A 17,217-nucleotide genomic window follows, 5' to 3' on the forward strand; every position below is an offset into this window, starting at 1 on the left:
GAGCTGTTACTGTATTGAATAGTGAACATTTTGGCCCATTCATGAGTACCCACATGCAGTCGCCTGCGGTACTGACAGCCACCCACCGCCTGGGCGCGCACGTCCAGGCGATGCGTAAGCGACAACGATTGACCCAGGAGCAACTGGCCGAGCGCGCCGGGGTTGGGCGCACCACCCTGCACAAGCTGGAGGCGGGCCATCCCGGTGTTGCCATCGCCAGCGTGCTGGAAGTACTCCAGGTATTGGACTCTGAGATGGTGGACCGCATCCTTGAGGTGATCGACACGGATCCTCTGGGCCGCGCACTTGAGCGGCGACGCTTGCCTCAGCGTGTGGCGCGCGACGATGACTTCTGAGCTCTATGTCTTCGCGCCCGCTCTCGAGAACGGGTCGCTCACCGCCTCGCATCTTCTGTGCGGCCGGCTACGTTGGTCAGACGGCGTAGGTCAGTTCACCTACGCCCGCAGCTGGCGAGAGGGTAACGGCTACGCGCTCGACCCACTGAACCTTCCTCTGCGGGAAGGAGAACAGAGCACGCAGATCAACGATGGTGTCCATGGCGTACTGGCCGATGCAGGGCCGGACAGTTGGGGTCGCCGGCTGCTCGAACTGGAACGCGGATCGCTACGCAGCCCGTTGGATCTGTTGCGGTTGAGCAACGGAACCGGCACCGGAAGTCTCCTTTTCTCGCAATCACGCACTCGCCCTGCACCACCGCGCGCGCTACTGCCAATGGCCGATCTGGCCGAGCTGGAGCAGGTAGCGCATCAGGTGATGCTGGGAGAGCCGGTGGCCGCAGTGCCTCTGCAGCGCATCTTTGATGCGGGCAGCTCGCTGGGTGGCGCACGACCGAAGGCCATCGTGCGCGACGCAGGTCGGGAATGGATCGCCAAGTTCCAGAAACCCGACGACGACATCGATATCCCCCGGCTGGAGTCGGCCTGCCTGAATCTAGCGCGGCGCGCCGGACTCGACGTCCCGGATCACCGCGTGCTGGACATCAATGGTCGCTCATTGCTGCTGGTTGCCCGCTTTGATCGACCCGCTGAAGGCAGTGTCCATTACCTGAGCCTGCACGCGCTGCTTTCGATGAACCGCATAGGACCTCAGGACGTACGCGCACCGTTGGGCCGGGTTACCTATGGCAACCTTGCCGCGCTTTGTCGGCAGATCGGCGTCAGCGATGCGGGCGCGGTGCTGTATCGACGCATGCTGGTGAACATTGTGATCGGCAACACGGACGACCATCTTCGCAATCACGGGCTGCTGTTCGATGGCCGTTGGCAGCACGCGCCAAGCTTCGACATCGTAGCGCTGGGCGGTGACCGACAAGCCGTTGGGGTTGGGACGGAAGGCCGGCTTGCGACAATCGAGAACGCCCGCAGTGATGTGGCACGGTTTGGCTTGAGCGAAGCTGCAGCGCGCGGCATTGAGACTGAGGTGGCGGACGCCATGCAGTCTGCGCAGGCCGAGTTTGATGCTGCCGGCTTGTCTGCGGCCGATGTCACGAGGGCGTTGGGCCGCATGCACTGGGTGTGATGAGCCAGGATCGCATGGCCGCGTTGACGACTTCAGGCTGCTCCATCGGGGCCAGGTGCCCGCAGTCGGGAATGATCTGCAGCGTGGAATGCGGCACCAGCGCATGCATCTCCTCGCTGATTGCCGGCGGGGTGATGCGGTCGTTGGCACCGCAGAGGATCAGCAGGGGATCACGATAGGTGGCCAGCACATCGTGCCCGTCCACCCGTTCCAGTGCGCTCTGGCGCAGGAATACCTCCGCACCGAGCCGCGCGGTCATGTCGCGCACGCGCTGCACCAGCACGTAGTCATCCAGCCGGGAGGCGTCGATGTAGCTGCGCATCAGTGTGTCGCCGAAGCCGTGGAACTTGCCGGGCAGGCGCACGCTGGCCTGTTGGCTGCGGCGCTGGGCGGCGCGTTCGGGGGAATCGGCGTGGATCGAGGTGTCGATCAGGGCGAGCCGCAACACGCGTTCGGGTGCGGTGCGAAGGATCTGCTGGGCGACGAAGCCGCCGAGTGAGAACCCCGCCAGGGCGAACTCCGGCGGAGCCTGGGCGAGTACGTCGTCGACCACGGCCTGCATGGTTTCCCCGCGGGTCTGGTCGCCTACGGTGCAGGTGGCGATGTCGGAAAGTGCGGCGATCTGCTCGCGCCAGAGCTCGGCATCGTTGAGCAGGCCGGGGAGCAGCAGCAGGGGGATCTTGTCGGTCATGCGACGTATTGTCGCGCCGTTTGGCGGTGACCGGAATGTCGCTGATGGCTCTATGTGTTGCGTGGCGCACGCGCTACGGTCTGGTGATCCCCATTGGAGAGAGCTGACATGCGATTGCCTGACAGCGCGTCTGCGCCAATAAACAACAGCCCCTCAGGAAGCGGCAATCAGGTCCCCACGCCGGCGTTTGCGCCCGCGTTGCCATTGAGCAGCATCGAGCAGAAGGAGCTCAGCTACTTCAGGGACCTCGGCCGTCGTGACCAGGAGATCATCAGTCAACGATTCCCCAGCTGTACCACCCGGCTTCGGGCGCTCGGTGCGCAGCTGGAGGACATCCGCAATGCGGGGTTTGGTTCGCGTTGCCGGGTCGGTGATGTTTCGCTGGACGCGCTGTTCGTGCAGGGTACCGATGAGCTTGCGCGGGGGAGCGCGCTTCTGCAGGCGCTACCCGAGGTTGCAAGCCCGATGGCGGGTTGGGCGTATGCGGTTCTGCTGCGCAATGCCAGCGTGCCCGGAGATGATGAAGGCAGAGCGACGCTGGGTGCCGCTGCGGCGTGGATTACGCTGGTGACCGTGCCAGAGGACGTCCAGCGGTAGCGTCGAAAGATAGACGACGGCTGGTGACGGTGATCGGCACGGTGACGCATGATGTTGTTCGAGGTCATGCGCTACAGCAGTGATCGTTGTTATCGGCAGTCGTCTGTCGAACGGCTCTACCAAAGCAAAGCGGAAGCCAAAGCGGAAGCAAAAGCCAAGGCCAAAGCCGAAGCCAGGGCAAGATCCAGAGCCCCGCCAAAGCAGTGCCAAGCCCGTCACGCCTGCGGAATCGGGGCCTCGCCATCCACCTTCACCGACTGCACCGGCAACGTCACCACCATCACGGTGGCGTCGTCCGGGTCCAGCCTTGTGGTGAACCCGAGGCTCTGGCACATCGCCAGCATGGTGCTGTTCTCACGCAACACCTGGCCTTCGACCACGTTCAATCCCAGCCACTGGGCGTACTCGATCATGATGGTCATCAACCGCCAACCGATGCCGTGACCCTTCAGATCGGAGCGGATCAGGATGCCGTACTCGCCCCGGTCGTAGTCGGCGTCGGCGTGCAGACGCACCGCGCCAAGCATGTCGCCCGTGCGCGGGTCGATGGCCACCAGCGCGATGGAACGCGCGTAGTCGAGCTGGGTCAGCCGTGCGATGAACTCATGGCTGAAATGCTTCACCGACTGGAAGAAACGCAGGCGCAAATCCTCGTCGGTCACCCGGGCGAAGAACGCGCGGAACAGGGCGTCGTCTTCCGGGCGCACCGGCCGCACGAAGGCGGCGGCACCATCGGACAGGGTGAGATGGCGCTCCCATTCCTTCGGATACGGGAACACCGCGAAACGGGGATGGCCGCGGCCCTTGTGCATGCGCCGCGACGGCGCGATGGCCACGCGTGCATCCAGGGCCAGCACGCCATCGCGGTCGGACAGAAGCGGATTGATGTCCAACGTGCGCACTTCGGGAATGTCCGCGGCCAGCTGCGCCAGCTTGACCAGGATCAGCGCCACCGCACGTTCGTCGGCGGCAGGCACATCGCGATACGCCTTGAGGATGCGCGATACGCGCGTGCGCCCGATCAGTTCATGCGCCAGCCGCAGGTCCAGTGGTGGCAGGGCAAGCGCCTTGTCGTCGATGACTTCCACAGCGGTGCCGCCGCGCCCGAACACCACCACTGGACCAAAAGTGGGGTCGTCGGCGATACCGGCAATCAGCTCGCGTGCCTTCGGGCGCACCACGGTGGGCTGCACCAGCACACCGTCAATGCGGGCGTTCGGACGCAGCGAGCGTGCGCGTTCCAGTATGGACGTGGCAGCGGCATGCACCGCCTGCAGCGTGCCCAGATTCAAGCGCACGCCATCCACGTCGGACTTGTGCGGAATGTCGGCCGACAGAATCTTCACTGCGACCGTCGCGCCCTGCTCCAGCAGCGGCTGGGCCAGGTCCATCGCCTCGTGCGGGTCGGCGGCCTGCATCACCGGCGCGGAAGGAATGCCGTAGGCGGTGAGCAGCTGATGGGTGGCGATCGGGTCCAGCCACTGCTGCCCGGCTGCCAGGGCGTCCTCCACCAGCGCACGCGCGGCGGCGGTATCCACCACGAAATCTTCCGGCAGGCTGGGCGGGGTTTCCATCAGCGCCGCCTGCGCGTCGCGGTAACGCACCAGATGCTGGAAGCCGCGTACAGCCTCGGCCTCGGTGGGATAGGTCGGCACCCGCGCGGCGTTGAGCGTGGCAGTGGCGCGGTCGTCGTTGCCCAGCCACACCGCGAACACGGGCTTGTCGCGCTGGTGGCGCGGACGCAGGCCGAGTGTGCGGGTCAGTGCCTGTGCGGCGTCAGCCGACGAGGTGAACGCGGTGGGCACGTTGACCACCAGCACCGCGTCGTTCTCGCTGTCATTCATCAGCGCTTCGATGGCGGCGGCGTAGCGGTCGCCATCGGCATCGACCACGATGTCGACCGGGTTGGCCCGGGACCAGCCCTGCGGCAGCACGGTGTCGAGCTGGGTCACGGTGGCCGGCGAGAGCTCGGCCAGTTGGCCACGCAGGGCGCGCAGCTGGTCCACGGCCAGCCGCCCTACCCCGCCGCCGTTGCTCAGAATGGCCAGGCGGCGACCCGGGAACGTGCCGAGCCGGCCCAGGGTTTCGGCAGCGGTGAACAGTTCGTCCAGCGCGCTCACCCGCAGCAGGCCGGCGCGGTTGAAGGCAGCCCCATAGACATCATCGGAACTGGCCAGGGCCTGCACGTGGGTGTCGGCATCGGGATTGATGCGGATGTGGCGGCCGGATTTGACCACCACCACCGGCTTGGCGCGGGCGGCCGCGCGCGCGGCCGACATGAACTTGCGCGCATCGCGGATGTGTTCGACGTACAGCAGGATGGCGCGGGTGCGGTAGTCGGTGGCGAAGTAGTCCAGCAGGTCGCCGAAATCCACGTCCAGTGCATCGCCGAGCGAGACCACGGCAGAGAAGCCGACCGAACGGTCCACGCCCCACTCCACCAGCGCGGCGGCAATGGCGCTGGATTCGGAGATGAGGGCCAGGTCGCCCGCCTGCGGGAAGTGGGCGGCAATGCTGGCGTTGAGTCGTGCATGCGGGGCGATCACGCCCAGGCAGTGCGGGCCGAGGATGCGCAGGCCTTTGGCCCGCGCGGCCGTTTCCACCTGCTCGCCCAGCGAGCCGGGGCCGTAGCCGAGCTGGGCGGTCAGGATGATCGCCGCCGACACGCCCAGTTCGGCGGCGGTGGCGACCACCTGCGGCACGATCTGCGCCGGGGCGGTGATGACCACCAGCTCCGGCACCCAGTCCAGGTCTTTGAGCCGTTTTACCGTGCGGATGCCGTCAATCTCGCCATAGCGCGGGTTGACCCAGGCAACCTTGCCGGGGAAGCCGGTGCCGCGCAGGTTGCGCATCACCGCACGGCCGGCGGAGCGTTCGCGCGGGCTGCCGCCGATGACGGCGACCGATTGCGGGCGGAAGACCGATTGCAGGTGGTAGATGCTCATGGGCCCTACGGTACACGGGTGGGGGTTACGTGCGGGATGATCTGGCGCAATCCGGGCGATGTTGGGCCGCGCGGACACGCATGGCGTGTCCCTACGGGTCGAGCAACCACGGGTCGTAGTGACACGCCATGCGTGTCAAAGCCATGATCCTGCGCACGTACATTCGCCATGCGTGTCCACGCGCACCATCAGAGCAACGTGCCGCTCAAGATCATCGCGGCAATGCTGAAATAAATGACCAACCCGGTCACATCCACCAACGTGGCCACGAACGGGGCCGACGCACTGGCCGGGTCGAACCCCAGCCGCTTCAGCACGAACGGCAGCATCGAGCCGGACAGCGACCCAAACGTCACAATGCCTACCAGCGCCGCACCGATGGTCAGCGCCAGCAGCTGCCAGTGCTCGCCGTAGTCGTGCAGGCCAAGCAGCTGCCAGGACACGATGCGGATCATCGCCAGCACGCCAAGAATGGCACCCAGGGTCATGCCGGTCGGCAGTTCGCGCAGGGCCACCCGCCACCAGTCGCGCAGGCGCAGCTCGCGCAGGGCCAGGCTGCGGATCAGCAGCGAGGTGGCCTGCGAACCGGAATTGCCGCCCGAGCTCATGATCAGCGGAATGAACAGCGTCAGCACCACGGCGCGGGCCAGCTCTTCCTCGTAATGCTGCATGGCGCTGGCGGTGAGCATTTCGCCCAGGAACAGCACGCTCAGCCAGCCGGCGCGCTTGCGCAGCATCTCGAAGAAGCCGATCTGCATGTACGGCTTGTCCAGTGCCTCCATGCCACCGAACTTGTGCGCGTCCTCGGTGGACTCCTCGATCAGCGCATCCAGCACGTCATCCACGGTGACGATGCCGAGCACGTGCTGGGCGTCGTCCACCACCGGAATGGCCAGCAGGTCATGGCGGCGGATCAGCCGTGCCACTTCTTCCTGGTCCAGCAGCGGGTGCACCGCGACCGGGGCGTTGACTTGCGCCACTTCCAGGATCGATTCCTCCGGCAGCCCGGTGATCAGCCTGCGCATGGTCACCACCTGCTGCAGGGCCTGGCTGTGCGGGTCGAGCACGTAGATGGCGTAGACGGTTTCGCGGGTGCGCTCCACCTCGCGGATGTGCTGCAGGGTACGGCCGACCGTCCAGGTGGACGGCACGCTGACGAACTCGGTGGTCATCAGCGCGCCGGCGGTGTGCGCCGGGTAGCTGAGCAGCTGCTGGATCGCGCGGCGCGCGTCGGCGTTGAGCAGCGGAATCAGGCGGGCGCGCTCGTCTTCGTCCAGTTCGTGGACGATGTCGGTGGCGCGGTCGTCGGCCATCAGGCCCAGCAGGGCGGCGGCGCGGGCTTCGGGCAGGGCGGCGACCAGCTCGCCGCTGCGGGCCAGCTCGGGCTGTTCGAGCATCTTGACCGCGCGCGGCAACGGCAGCGCGGCCAGGGTATCGGCGGCACGGGTCAGTTCAAGCGTGTTGAGGTATTCCACCGCGTCGGCGGTGTTGAAGTCCTGCAGGGGTGCGCTCAGGGCGGCATCGGCCACCGGACGCAGGAGGTCTTTCTGGTTCATGGGTTCGCCTTTGGATCGCGATGCGCGACGCCAACGCTGGCGAACCGTCCCGTGTCAGGCGGTCGCCATCACTGGCGTCGAGCAAGGTCGAGGTCTACTGTCGCTGGACATGGGTTGGGTTTCCGGAATGGGTTGTTCGCGGGAGGCGGAGCATCGGTAGCAGCCGACCGTTGGTCGGCTGGCACCGCGCAGCGGTGTGCCTGCAGCGGCCGGCAGTCTGGACCCCTGCCGAACCTGGGTCAACCCCCGCCGCGCGCCTGTTGGGACGCGGTTGAATGTCGTTGACGCCCCCGGCCGCATAATGGGCACGCGGCGACGGGCCGAGGTTCGGATTTCCAGGTTTCCCCATGCATAGCGGTGCCCTCGAACTGGCCCTGGTCCTGCTGCTGGCGGCGGTGATTGCCGTGCCGGTGTTCAAGAAGTTCGGCCTGGGCGCGGTCCTCGGGTATCTCGCCGCCGGCGTGGTGCTGGGTCCTGACGGGCTGGGCTTCGTGCAGGACGCCGACCGCATCCTCGGCGCGGCCGAGATCGGCGTGGTGATGCTGCTGTTCGTGATCGGGCTGGAGCTTTCGCCGTCGCGCCTGAAGGTGATGCGACGTTCGGTGTTCGGGGCCGGCGCGGCGCAGGTGGCACTGTGCGCGGTAGTGCTGGGCAGCCTGCTGTTGCTGGACCACTTCCAGTGGAAGAGCGCGCTGATTGTCGGCATTGCGCTGGCGCTGTCGTCCACGGCGGTCGGGCTGCAGCTGCTGTCCGAGCACAAGGCGCTGAACACCGATTACGGGCGGCTGGGCTTTGCGATCCTGCTGTTCCAGGACCTGATCGCCATTCCGCTGCTGGCGGCCATCCCCCTGCTGGGCGGGGCGAAGAACCAGACCCTGCACTGGAGCGACGTCGCGGTGGCGCTGGGCGCGCTGGCGGTGGTCATCCTGTGCGGGCGGCCGGTGCTGCGCCGGCTGTTCAACATCATTGCGCGCACCCGCAGCCCGGAGGTGTTCACCGCCATGGCACTGCTGGTGGTGCTGGGCACCGCATGGTTCATGCAGGAAGCCGGGCTGAGCCCCAGCCTGGGCGCGTTCCTGGCCGGCGTGCTGTTGTCTGATTCGGAATTCCGGCACGAGCTGGAATCGCAGATTGAACCCTTCAAGGGCCTGTTGCTGGGCCTGTTCTTCATTGCCGTGGGCATGGGCATCGACCTGGACCGGGTGGTGGCCGAGCCGGGGCTGGTGGCGATTGGCGTGGCCGTGCTGCTGGTGGTGAAGTTCGGCCTGCTGTTTGCCATCGGCAAGGTGGCAAAGCTGAGTACCCGACATGCGGTCATGCTGGGCAGCGTGCTGTGGCTGGGCGGCGAATTCGCCTTCGTGGTGTTCAACGAAGCGCAGCGCGTGCACCTGCTGGGCGCGGCCAACCACGACCGGCTGGTGGCGGTGGTGGGGCTGTCGATGGCGCTCACCCCCCTGCTGATGCTGGCGTTGCTGCGGCTGCTGGGCAGCGAGCACAAGGCCGGCGATGCACGCCCGGCCGATGCGGTGGACACCGACGATACCCAGCCGAAGGTACTGATTGCCGGCATGGGACGCTTCGGCCAGGTAGTAGCGCGCCTGCTGACCGCGCAGAAGATTCCCTTCGTGGCGCTGGAGTCGAACCCGGATACGGTGTCGGACCTGCGCCGGTTCGGCAACAAGCTGTACTACGGCGACCCGACCCGGCCGGAGATGCTGCGTGCTTCCGGCGGCGAGCATATCCGCGTGTTCGTGATCACCCTGGACGACCCGGAGTCGAACATGCGCGCGACACGGCTGATCCGCCGCATGTACCCGCAGGCGGTGGTACTGGCACGTGCGCGCAACCGCCAGCATGCGTGGCGCTTGATGGACATGTCGGCTGAGCCGTTCCGCGAGGTGTTCGGCACCAGCCTGGAACTGAGCGAGCGCCTGCTGGTGGCGCTGGGTCTTTCTGCCGATACTGCACGCAACCACGTGCAGCGCTTCCGCGAGCATGACGAGAAACTGCTGCGCGACCAGTACCTGGTGTATGACGATGAAGCGGCGGTGATCCAGACCTCACGCGACGCGCGCGCCGATCTGATGCAGCTGTTCGAGGCGGATGCCGGTCGCGACGCGGACGCTGCTGGGGACGACAACCGACCGCGCGGATGAGACGCAGGTAACGCAGGTCCTGCAAGGTGACGAGCGTCACGTATGCAAGATTTCTGCAACTTCTTTTAGGAACATCGTCAGAGACTCGCGGGGCCACTCCCCCACCGTGAGCTCTCCCCCGATGCCCATCCTGCCCAGCGCCTCGCTGCCGCGGCCGTTGCCGCGCGCGTCCTCCCCACCCCTGCCTGCGTCACCGCCTCGGCCGATGCGATCGGTGTCGTTGCCCGCCCCGCAGTCGATCAGCAACCCGTCCACTTCGCGCGCGCCCGCGCCTGAGCCGGAATCACCTTACGTAAAGGCGCATGCCCTGCTGAGCTCACCGCTGCAGGATGGCCGCTCTGTGCAGCAGGCCTTGGCCGGGCTGATGCGCGGCGACCTGCCGGGCGACAATGTCGTGCGCCTGTTGGCCCTCGCCCACCTGCCGTGGAGCCGTGCACACGCGGCGCTGTTTGGCGGCGACTGCCCGTTGGCACCGCACACGCTGGTGCTGATGCTGCATGCGTTGTTTCCCATCAGCAACGAGCAAGGTCAGCGGCTGGTCCCGCTGCTGCGCGAGCATGTTCTGTCCCGCAGCCTGGCGCAATGGGCCGCTGTGTTGAGCAAACCCCGCCATGAGCACCACGGCGCGCTGAAGCTGCGTGCAATGAACGACGCCGGTGATCTTGATGCAATCGCATCGCAGCTGGACGAGATGCTGCCGGTGGCGCAGATGAATGAAGGACAGGCGGCAGCGGAGCTGTTGCACACCCTGCTGCCCGCGTGGTCGGGCAAGCAGCACCGCGCCCTGTATGCACTGTGGCTTGAGGACAGCGCGGGCTGGTCGTTGGCGGATGCCGCAGTATGCGCGCGTGACCTTCAGGCGAAGCGGCCGGCTCGGTCGCCCAGCGATGTACTGCAGGTACTGGAAGCCGAGCGTAAGCGCGATCGGCCACCGGCATGGATGTCGGGCAACGTGGCCGACGCCGTGGTCGGGCTCTTGAACCAGTGGTGCGGCGAAGATCCGCTGGTGGCCGCCGACCGCACACTGTCGGTCGGTGCATGCCTGTCGGGAGGCACGTGGTTGCCGAACTACGCCCCTCACGGCCCCGTTGTGCAGCAGCGTACGGGGTTGCCGCTGGTATCAGCGTCAACCACGCCGCGCGGACTGGTCGCGAAGCGCCTTGTCGCCTTGGACCAGCGCCTGCAGGAACATGCGCTGCGCAAGGATTACTACACGGACCGGATGCAGCAGATGGTGGCCTGGCAGCTGTCCAGGCCCACCGAGGTGTCTCCACCGGCCTCCACCACGCGTCGGCCGGCCTCCGCGCCGCCGGTGCCACGCAACAGCACCGGCAACGCGTCGAATGCCGACGCGTCGGAGCTGTTCGCGCTGCCGGACCATCTGGATTCACCCGGACGGCTCACCGCGTTGGGTACCCGTCCATCAACGCAGGGTCTTTCCACCCCGCGCGCCTCAGGTGTGGACGCAGCGCCGCTGCAAGCGCTGGCACCCGCGGTCAACAGCACCACGCCACCGCCGAGTGCGGACGAGTTGATGATCCGCAAGGAGATCGACAGGATCGAAGCCCAGCTTCCGCAGTGGCTGAAGGACGCGCCGCTGGGCGAGCGCACATACCTGCAGACGCTGAGCGATCTGCACAGTGCGTGGGAGGACGTATGGATCACCCTGATCTCCGGAGTCGAGTCACTGGAGACCTACACCCACGAGGCGCTGACCAAAGCATTGAACGGCACCGGGCCCGGCCAGGGCCTGGAACCCGCCACCGTGAACGTAACGGTCACCGAACGCCGCTGGCCGGACCCGGAGCTGCCCGGAGCCTTTCTGGATGCCCCGGTAGTGTGGCCGGTCCCGCCGGAGGGCGTGCAGCCGATACTGACCGAGCGCACGGTGTCGCTGGTCGAGTTCGCGATCGGCAACATCGCCCAGCGCTGGCTGCTGGGCCCGGACCATGCCGTGTCGATGGAACGCCACGTCAACGGCAGCACGCGAGCGCTGAGCGAGAAGGAGGTCACAGATATGGTTGACCTCATCCGTACGCTGGATGTGGGCAGCACGTATCCGGACTATCTGCGCGACACCCTGCTGTGGCCGCTGTCGCCACTGGCCGGCCCGTTGCGACAGGCCTGGGTGCACAGCAACGGCCTGCTGCTGGAAGCGGCGCTGCAGGCCGCGCGGCTGGAAGGCTCCACGTTTCCCAAGGACTACTACACCTACCTGGATCCGATCAGCGGGCATGATCTGGTGTCGCGCATGCTCGAGCATGTATTGCAGTACCCGGACGAACGCACGCGGCCGGAACTTGCGAACTACACGCCGTATGTCTACGCGCTCAAGATCGGCTACGCGGATTCGCCATTGGGCACTTTGCTGGGTGATACCGGCGCCTGCCGGGTCAACGGCGTGTGGGTGGTGCAGATGGATGCGCCGGAACGCGGGGTCACGTCTGTCGTGGTGATCACGCCGGGCGCACCGGATGGAAAAATCATCCGGGTGTACGACGACATGCAGGCAGCAAAGTCCGATCCGTACTGGCGCACCGACGGCGGCTATGGCTACTTGAAGGAACGCATGTCGCACGAAGACCAGCAGCGCGCGGACGGGCTGGCCTTCGGCGACGACCCGGTAAAGAGCCGCATGCCGCGACACCCCAGCCGCTTCACGGCCGAGAAGGTGCAGTTGGAGCGCATCCAGGGCGACTTCCTGCACGAAGCGTACACGTACATGGCGCACACCATGATCCGCGACGGTCAATCCGCCTCGACGACCACCGCCGAGGTCGACTGGTGGGCCGCGCTGTCGTTCGGCTTCGACCAGGTGCTGCTTCTTGACGATGTAGCCAGTCCTCTGCCGCTCGGCAAGCTGCTGGGCAAACTGAAGCTGCTGCTGAAGCCGGCACGCTGGTTCGATGCGGGTACGCCGACGCTCAAGGCCGGGCAAAGTTTGCAGCGCGGCAAGGACATCACCGGCCGCAAGCTGCCGTTCTCACGCATCGTGAAGTTGAACGATGGCCGCATTGGCGTGTTGGCCGGCCCACCCGGTCCCCCCAGCGCACCTGACTGGGCACAACTGGACCAGCTGCAGGATCGCAGCCGTACGTTGGCGCAACCACCCGCGCGGCAACTCAGCCTGCCCGACGAACGCGAGCTGCGACGGATGGAGGTTCGAGAACTGGACCGCCTGAAAGAAGAGCTGACCGCGTTGAAGGGCGCATACAGCGGCCCGTACGAGTTCGACATCAACAGGAATCGGGAAACGTGGTGGCAATACATGGACGGCGTACCAGAACTGTCGGGGCTGAACGATGCAGACCGTTCGCAGTACGTGGCCTATCTGCTCAGCCAGCGCGACGCGAGTTCGGTCAGCAGCATGCTGCGCAGCTTGAGTACCGTAGGCCTGAAGCAGGCGAGCCTTCCCTATCGTGCGATGCACGGCCGCGCGATGGCGCTGGTGGAAGGCGGCCAGCCAGGGCCCTCGACGGCGATGCAGTCCGCACCGGGATCGGCTCCGGGCAGCAGCCTCAGCAGCCCGACCAAGAAGCTGCGCCTGTCGCAGCCACTGCAGGACGCCGGCGGCGCGGTGCCGCCTCCCTCCGATTTCAGGTACGAAGTGGTGCCTCGCGACCAGTGGCCGCCGTCGCTTTTCCATTACACGACGCGCGAGAACTACAACAAGATCATGAGCGACGGCGGCATCAACCCCAGCGATGTGGATCCCATGGGTCAGACCGGAAAGGGTCCGCCACCGCGGATCGTATACGTCACCCCGCTGGTGCCCGAGTTGGGTCGCACACAGCTGGAACCGCGGTTGTTCGGCAGAAGTTCGCACGGATCCGGGACGGCCAAGCTCGAGTGCGCGATCGAGATGAACACAGAGCATTTCTCGCTCGATACCGTGGTGACCCGATACGCCGGCGCGCACAGCGCCGTCTGGACAGTCGGGCCGCCCGGAAACGGCTACATCGCGCTACGTGTTGCGGAAGGCGAGCCGTCGGTTCTGGTGAAACGGGTGGCCGGAAGCGAAATCGTCCCGTGGTAACACCCACGCAATGCAGCGAGGCGGCGATGCCGACGGCACTGCCCCACCGGACTTACCCGACTCACCGGGGGTAGAGTCGGTCGCAAGACGACTGCCGACCTCAATGATCGCCCCTATAACGCATGGACCCCACCCAGGCCCATGACCCACCACCCGGAGACCCCAGGAAATGTTCCGTAGCGTCGGACCCAACCCAGCACCCGCAGCGCACTCAACCACACCGCCGCCAAAGAACGCGTCACCCGACGAGAACAACAACCATCGCCGCCGCTGCGCTCCCGCCACGGTCGGCAACGGCGTTGTCAGCGATGACTTCCTCGAATCACTGCCGCCCAAACGGTCCAAACGCGCCGCAGACTCCATCAAGAGCGCATGGAAGCGGCACCTGACGCACATAGCCAACACCGACCAGAAGAGGCATTTCAAGGAGTACCGCAGCACCCACGAGCATTACCGGACACTGGTCTACGAGCCCGAGAACACGGACATCTATCCCCTCCGCAAGCAGGAACGGGACAAATGGATATTCTTCTGCTCCCCCGCCAAGCGTCCAACCCTGCGCTATCCGATCGTGGCCCTACCCGCGGTCGCTGAGGCGGAACAAAGCGAAACCGCAAGGGAGGCCGAGAAAGTCGCCACCGTGCAAGGTCGCTTCAAGGAAGTACTGGTCAGCGACAAGAGATTCATCGCACTGTGTCCGGTAGCTGCTGGCACCTTCGATCATCGCGACGAGAAGCGTCTTGATCCGTTGCGCGCCATCGCCTCGCTGGTGTTCAGCGCGGTCATCAATGGAAAGCTGATCATCGCGCGCAATGCCGGCACCACGCTGTTTGATTACCTGGCCGAAGGCGGGCAGCTGCCCATGACCGTGTTCCAGGCACTAGTGCGGGACGTGGATTGCCTGCATGCGCTGCCATTGCGCGGCGGGGCATTTGTGCGCGACATCAAGCTGGAGAACACCTGCATACGACTACCGGCGGGTGAACCGTTGCCGCCGGGACCGCTGCCGTCAGCGCAGCTGATCGACTTCGAGGATGACGTGCTGTTCGGCGATGAACTGCTGCAGCTGAGACCCGAGCATGCGCGCGGCACCCGTGAATGCCAGACCGATGCGTTGATGCAGGATCTTTACGCAGGCCCCGCCGCAGGGCGCAGCGCGGCGGCGAATGCCCTTGATCTGTACGGGCTGTTGCTGATGATGGTGGCAGCCACCGCCCCACCCGGTTCGGACCTGCAGCGCGCGGCGCTGTGCGAGCATCGTCAGGTTCCAGAACTGGATGTTCATCCGGGTGCGATGCATGACGGCAACCAGGCGCTGTTCAAGCCGTGGATCGAAGCGCATGTGCAGGACGGACATGCGGAGGATGTTCGTCAGCTGCTGACGGATCCGGCGATGTTCGCGCGCCAGCATCCGGAGCGCCTGATCCTGGCACCGATGTTGCGATTCGCAGAATCAACAACGCCATCGTCCTGCGCACGTAGCAATTCGTAGTGACGCGCCATGCGCGTCAACCGCGCAAAGCGCGGCACAAGTATCCGAAGCCTGCATCCACGGCATTACCAACCATTGATCAACGTTTAGCGTTGGCCGAAGACATGCGTCAGGCGTTCATGACGTCAGAACGAAGAGCGGACGGGCATGGCCCGTCCCCACGCGGTCATGCCCTTCAGCCGTTATCGCGCAGGAAGCGGGCCATCGACGAAACGCCCGGCACGCGCGGCTCGAACTCGCCGGCGACGTCGATGAAGCCGCGCATCACCGCGATCTCACGCGGGCTGCGGTTCAGCGCATCGCGCACGTCCGGGTCGGCACCGGCGCGCAGCAGGCGCTGCACCAGCAGCGGCAGGCCGTGCAGCGCAGCCAGATGCAGCGGGCCGAAACCGCGCGGGTCGCGCGCCTCCAGCGACACATCTTCATCCAGCAGGCGTTCCACTGCCGCCAGCACCACCTGCTCATCGCAGGCGGTACCCGGTTCGGCGCGCGCGCCCAGCAGCAACAGCAACGGCGTTACCGAACCTGCCGCCGGCTGGTCCGGTTCGGCACCGGACAGCAACAGCGTGTCCAGCAGCGCGAGCAGGCGCGAACGGTCGCGGGCACTGAAGCCGTACAGCGCAGCGCAGTGCAGCGGACCGAGTTGCTGCGCATCGCCGGCGTGCACGTTGGCACCGGCGGTGAGCAGGCGCGCGGCAATGTCCGGCAGGCCCAGCGCAGACGCGAGCATCAGCACGGTGACGCCACCGGGCAGGCGATATTCCAGCTCGGCGCCGGCATCCAGCAACGCCGAGACGATGTCGGTCTGACGCATGCTGACCGCTGCGGACAGCGGCGTGGCCCCGCTGGCAGCAGCGTGTTGCGGGTTCGCTCCGCGCGCCAGCAGCAGGTCGACCACGGCCAGGTGTCCACCGCCGGCTGCGCGCAGCAGCGCGGTGCAGCCCTGGGCGTCGACCACATCGACGGCGAAACCGAGATCGATCAGGCGGCGCACGGCATCGGCGTCACCGACCATGGCCGCCGACGGCAGGTCGGCGTCGCGCAGCGCGCGGCGTGGCAGCTGCCACACGCGCCAGTCCAGCCAATCGGCGAGATCGCGGCGGCCGATCGACAGTGCCACGCCCAACGGGGTCTGGCCATCGGCGGCGCGTGCTTCCGGCGAGGCACCGTGCTGCACCAGCAGTTCCAGCGAGCCTTCGCGCGCCAGCGCGGTGGCCAGGTGCAGCGCGGTCATGCCATGGCTGTCGCGTGCCTCGCGGTCCACCCCCAGCGTGAGCAGGGCCTGCTGCAGGCGCAGCCAGCCCAGCCGCACCGCCAGCGACAACGGCGGATCGCCGGCCGGCGACGGTGCGAACGGATCCGCCCCGCGTTCCAGCAGTTCCAGCGCCAACTGCTCCAGCCCGCGCGAGGCGTGGTCGTGCTGCGCGCAGGCCGCCAGCAGGCGCGACAGTCCACCGGCACCCGCAGGCGACACGCCCCGGCGCAGCAGGGCCTGCAGTGACGGCACAGCGTCGATGCCACGCGACAGCAGGGCAAACATCGGGGTGTCGCCGCAGGCGTCGAGCACATCCGGGGTAGCCCCCTGGGCGAGCAGCCATTCCACCGACTGCGGATCCAGTGCCAGCTCGGGTTCGTGCAGCAGTCCGCCGAGTTCGTCGGCACTGCACAGCCGTGCCAGTGCGGTCATGCCATCGTAGTTGCCAAAGCCCAGCGCTTCGCGCAGCAGGTCCAGCGGCGGGCGATCGGGCAGCAGCGGCGCATCGGGGGTTTCGGCGTCAGCCGAAGCGGAGCCCAGGCCATCGCTCACTGCGGCCGGCAGCGGGTAGCTGCGGTCGAGCAGCGAGACGATTGCCCAGCGCCCGGCAGCAGCGGCGATATCGACCGCGCGGCGGCCCTGCGGGTCGGTGACGTCGGCGGCAATGCCCAGCTCCAGCAGGCGGCGCACCAGCAGCGGCGATGCGCCGTCGGCCATGCAGGCCAGCAGCACGGCATTGCGGCCTTCCACATCGACTGCATGCAGGTCGGGTTTGTGCGGCAGCAGGTGTTCAACGACACCGGCGCGACCGGCACGCGCGGCTTCCAGCCATGGGGTGCGCGACAGCGCGTCGCGCGCTTCCAGGTTGGCCCCGGCGGTCAGCAGTACATCGATGATGTCGACATGACCGGCCAGCGCGGCCTCGTGCAGCGCGCTGCGGCGCTGGCGGT

The 17,217-nt window shown here is 66.7% G+C and carries 10 protein-coding genes; 6 read left to right on the forward strand and 4 right to left on the reverse strand.

Going from position 1 to position 17,217, the window contains the following annotated elements; genetic code table 11:
• The first annotated feature begins 53 nt into the window (after positions 1 to 53).
• Together RT551_RS15055 and RT551_RS15060 are read left to right on the forward strand one after the other, a co-directional pair.
• Positions 54 to 356, forward strand: a complete 303-nt coding sequence (locus RT551_RS15055) for a helix-turn-helix domain-containing protein (RefSeq protein ID WP_313460200.1) — start codon at positions 54 to 56, stop codon at positions 354 to 356.
• On the forward strand, positions 346 to 1,539 hold the full coding sequence (locus tag RT551_RS15060; protein ID WP_313460202.1) for a type II toxin-antitoxin system HipA family toxin: 1,194 nt from the start codon (positions 346 to 348) through the stop codon (positions 1,537 to 1,539). The genes RT551_RS15055 and RT551_RS15060 overlap by 11 nt, the downstream gene beginning before the upstream one ends.
• Here RT551_RS15060 and RT551_RS15065 read toward each other — a convergent pair.
• On the reverse strand, positions 1,505 to 2,230 hold the full coding sequence (locus RT551_RS15065; protein ID WP_313460204.1) for an alpha/beta hydrolase: 726 nt from the start codon (positions 2,228 to 2,230) through the stop codon (positions 1,505 to 1,507). The genes RT551_RS15060 and RT551_RS15065 overlap by 35 nt on opposite strands.
• Positions 2,231 to 2,338: 108 nt before the next feature.
• Here RT551_RS15065 and RT551_RS15070 point away from each other — a divergent pair, with 108 nt between their 5' ends.
• Positions 2,339 to 2,827, forward strand: a complete 489-nt coding sequence (locus RT551_RS15070) for a hypothetical protein (RefSeq protein WP_313460205.1) — start codon at positions 2,339 to 2,341, stop codon at positions 2,825 to 2,827.
• A gap of 215 nt (positions 2,828 to 3,042) precedes the next feature.
• Here RT551_RS15070 and RT551_RS15075 read toward each other — a convergent pair whose 3' ends face one another.
• Both RT551_RS15075 and mgtE read right to left on the reverse strand, forming a co-directional pair.
• A complete protein-coding gene (locus tag RT551_RS15075; RefSeq protein ID WP_313460207.1) occupies positions 3,043 to 5,772 on the reverse strand; it encodes a bifunctional acetate--CoA ligase family protein/GNAT family N-acetyltransferase in 2,730 nt (909 codons plus the stop codon).
• Positions 5,773 to 5,960: 188 nt separating this feature from the next.
• The gene (gene mgtE / locus RT551_RS15080) at positions 5,961 to 7,328 is read right to left on the reverse strand and encodes a magnesium transporter (RefSeq protein ID WP_313460209.1); all 1,368 of its coding nucleotides are present in this window, start codon (positions 7,326 to 7,328) and stop codon (positions 5,961 to 5,963) included.
• 347 nt (positions 7,329 to 7,675) lie between these two features.
• Here mgtE and RT551_RS15085 point away from each other — a divergent pair, with 347 nt between their 5' ends.
• The 3 genes from RT551_RS15085 to RT551_RS15095 all read left to right on the forward strand — a co-directional run bounded on the left by RT551_RS15085 (position 7,676) and on the right by RT551_RS15095 (position 15,012).
• Positions 7,676 to 9,484: a monovalent cation:proton antiporter-2 (CPA2) family protein gene (locus RT551_RS15085; RefSeq protein ID WP_313460211.1), complete on the forward strand. Its 1,809-nt coding sequence runs from the start codon at positions 7,676 to 7,678 to the stop codon at positions 9,482 to 9,484.
• Between the two features lie 214 nt (positions 9,485 to 9,698).
• Positions 9,699 to 13,520, forward strand: a complete 3,822-nt coding sequence (locus RT551_RS15090) for a hypothetical protein (protein ID WP_313460213.1) — start codon at positions 9,699 to 9,701, stop codon at positions 13,518 to 13,520.
• 169 nt (positions 13,521 to 13,689) lie between these two features.
• Positions 13,690 to 15,012, forward strand: a complete 1,323-nt coding sequence (locus tag RT551_RS15095; protein WP_313460215.1) for a hypothetical protein — start codon at positions 13,690 to 13,692, stop codon at positions 15,010 to 15,012.
• 175 nt (positions 15,013 to 15,187) lie between these two features.
• On the opposite strand, the gene RT551_RS15100 is transcribed toward RT551_RS15095, so the two are convergent.
• On the reverse strand, positions 15,188 to 17,217 hold a 2,030-nt coding region (locus RT551_RS15100; RefSeq protein WP_313460217.1), incomplete at its 5' end, for an ankyrin repeat domain-containing protein.

Source organism: Stenotrophomonas sp. (assembly GCF_032103445.1).
Taxonomy (GTDB): domain Bacteria; phylum Pseudomonadota; class Gammaproteobacteria; order Xanthomonadales; family Xanthomonadaceae; genus Stenotrophomonas.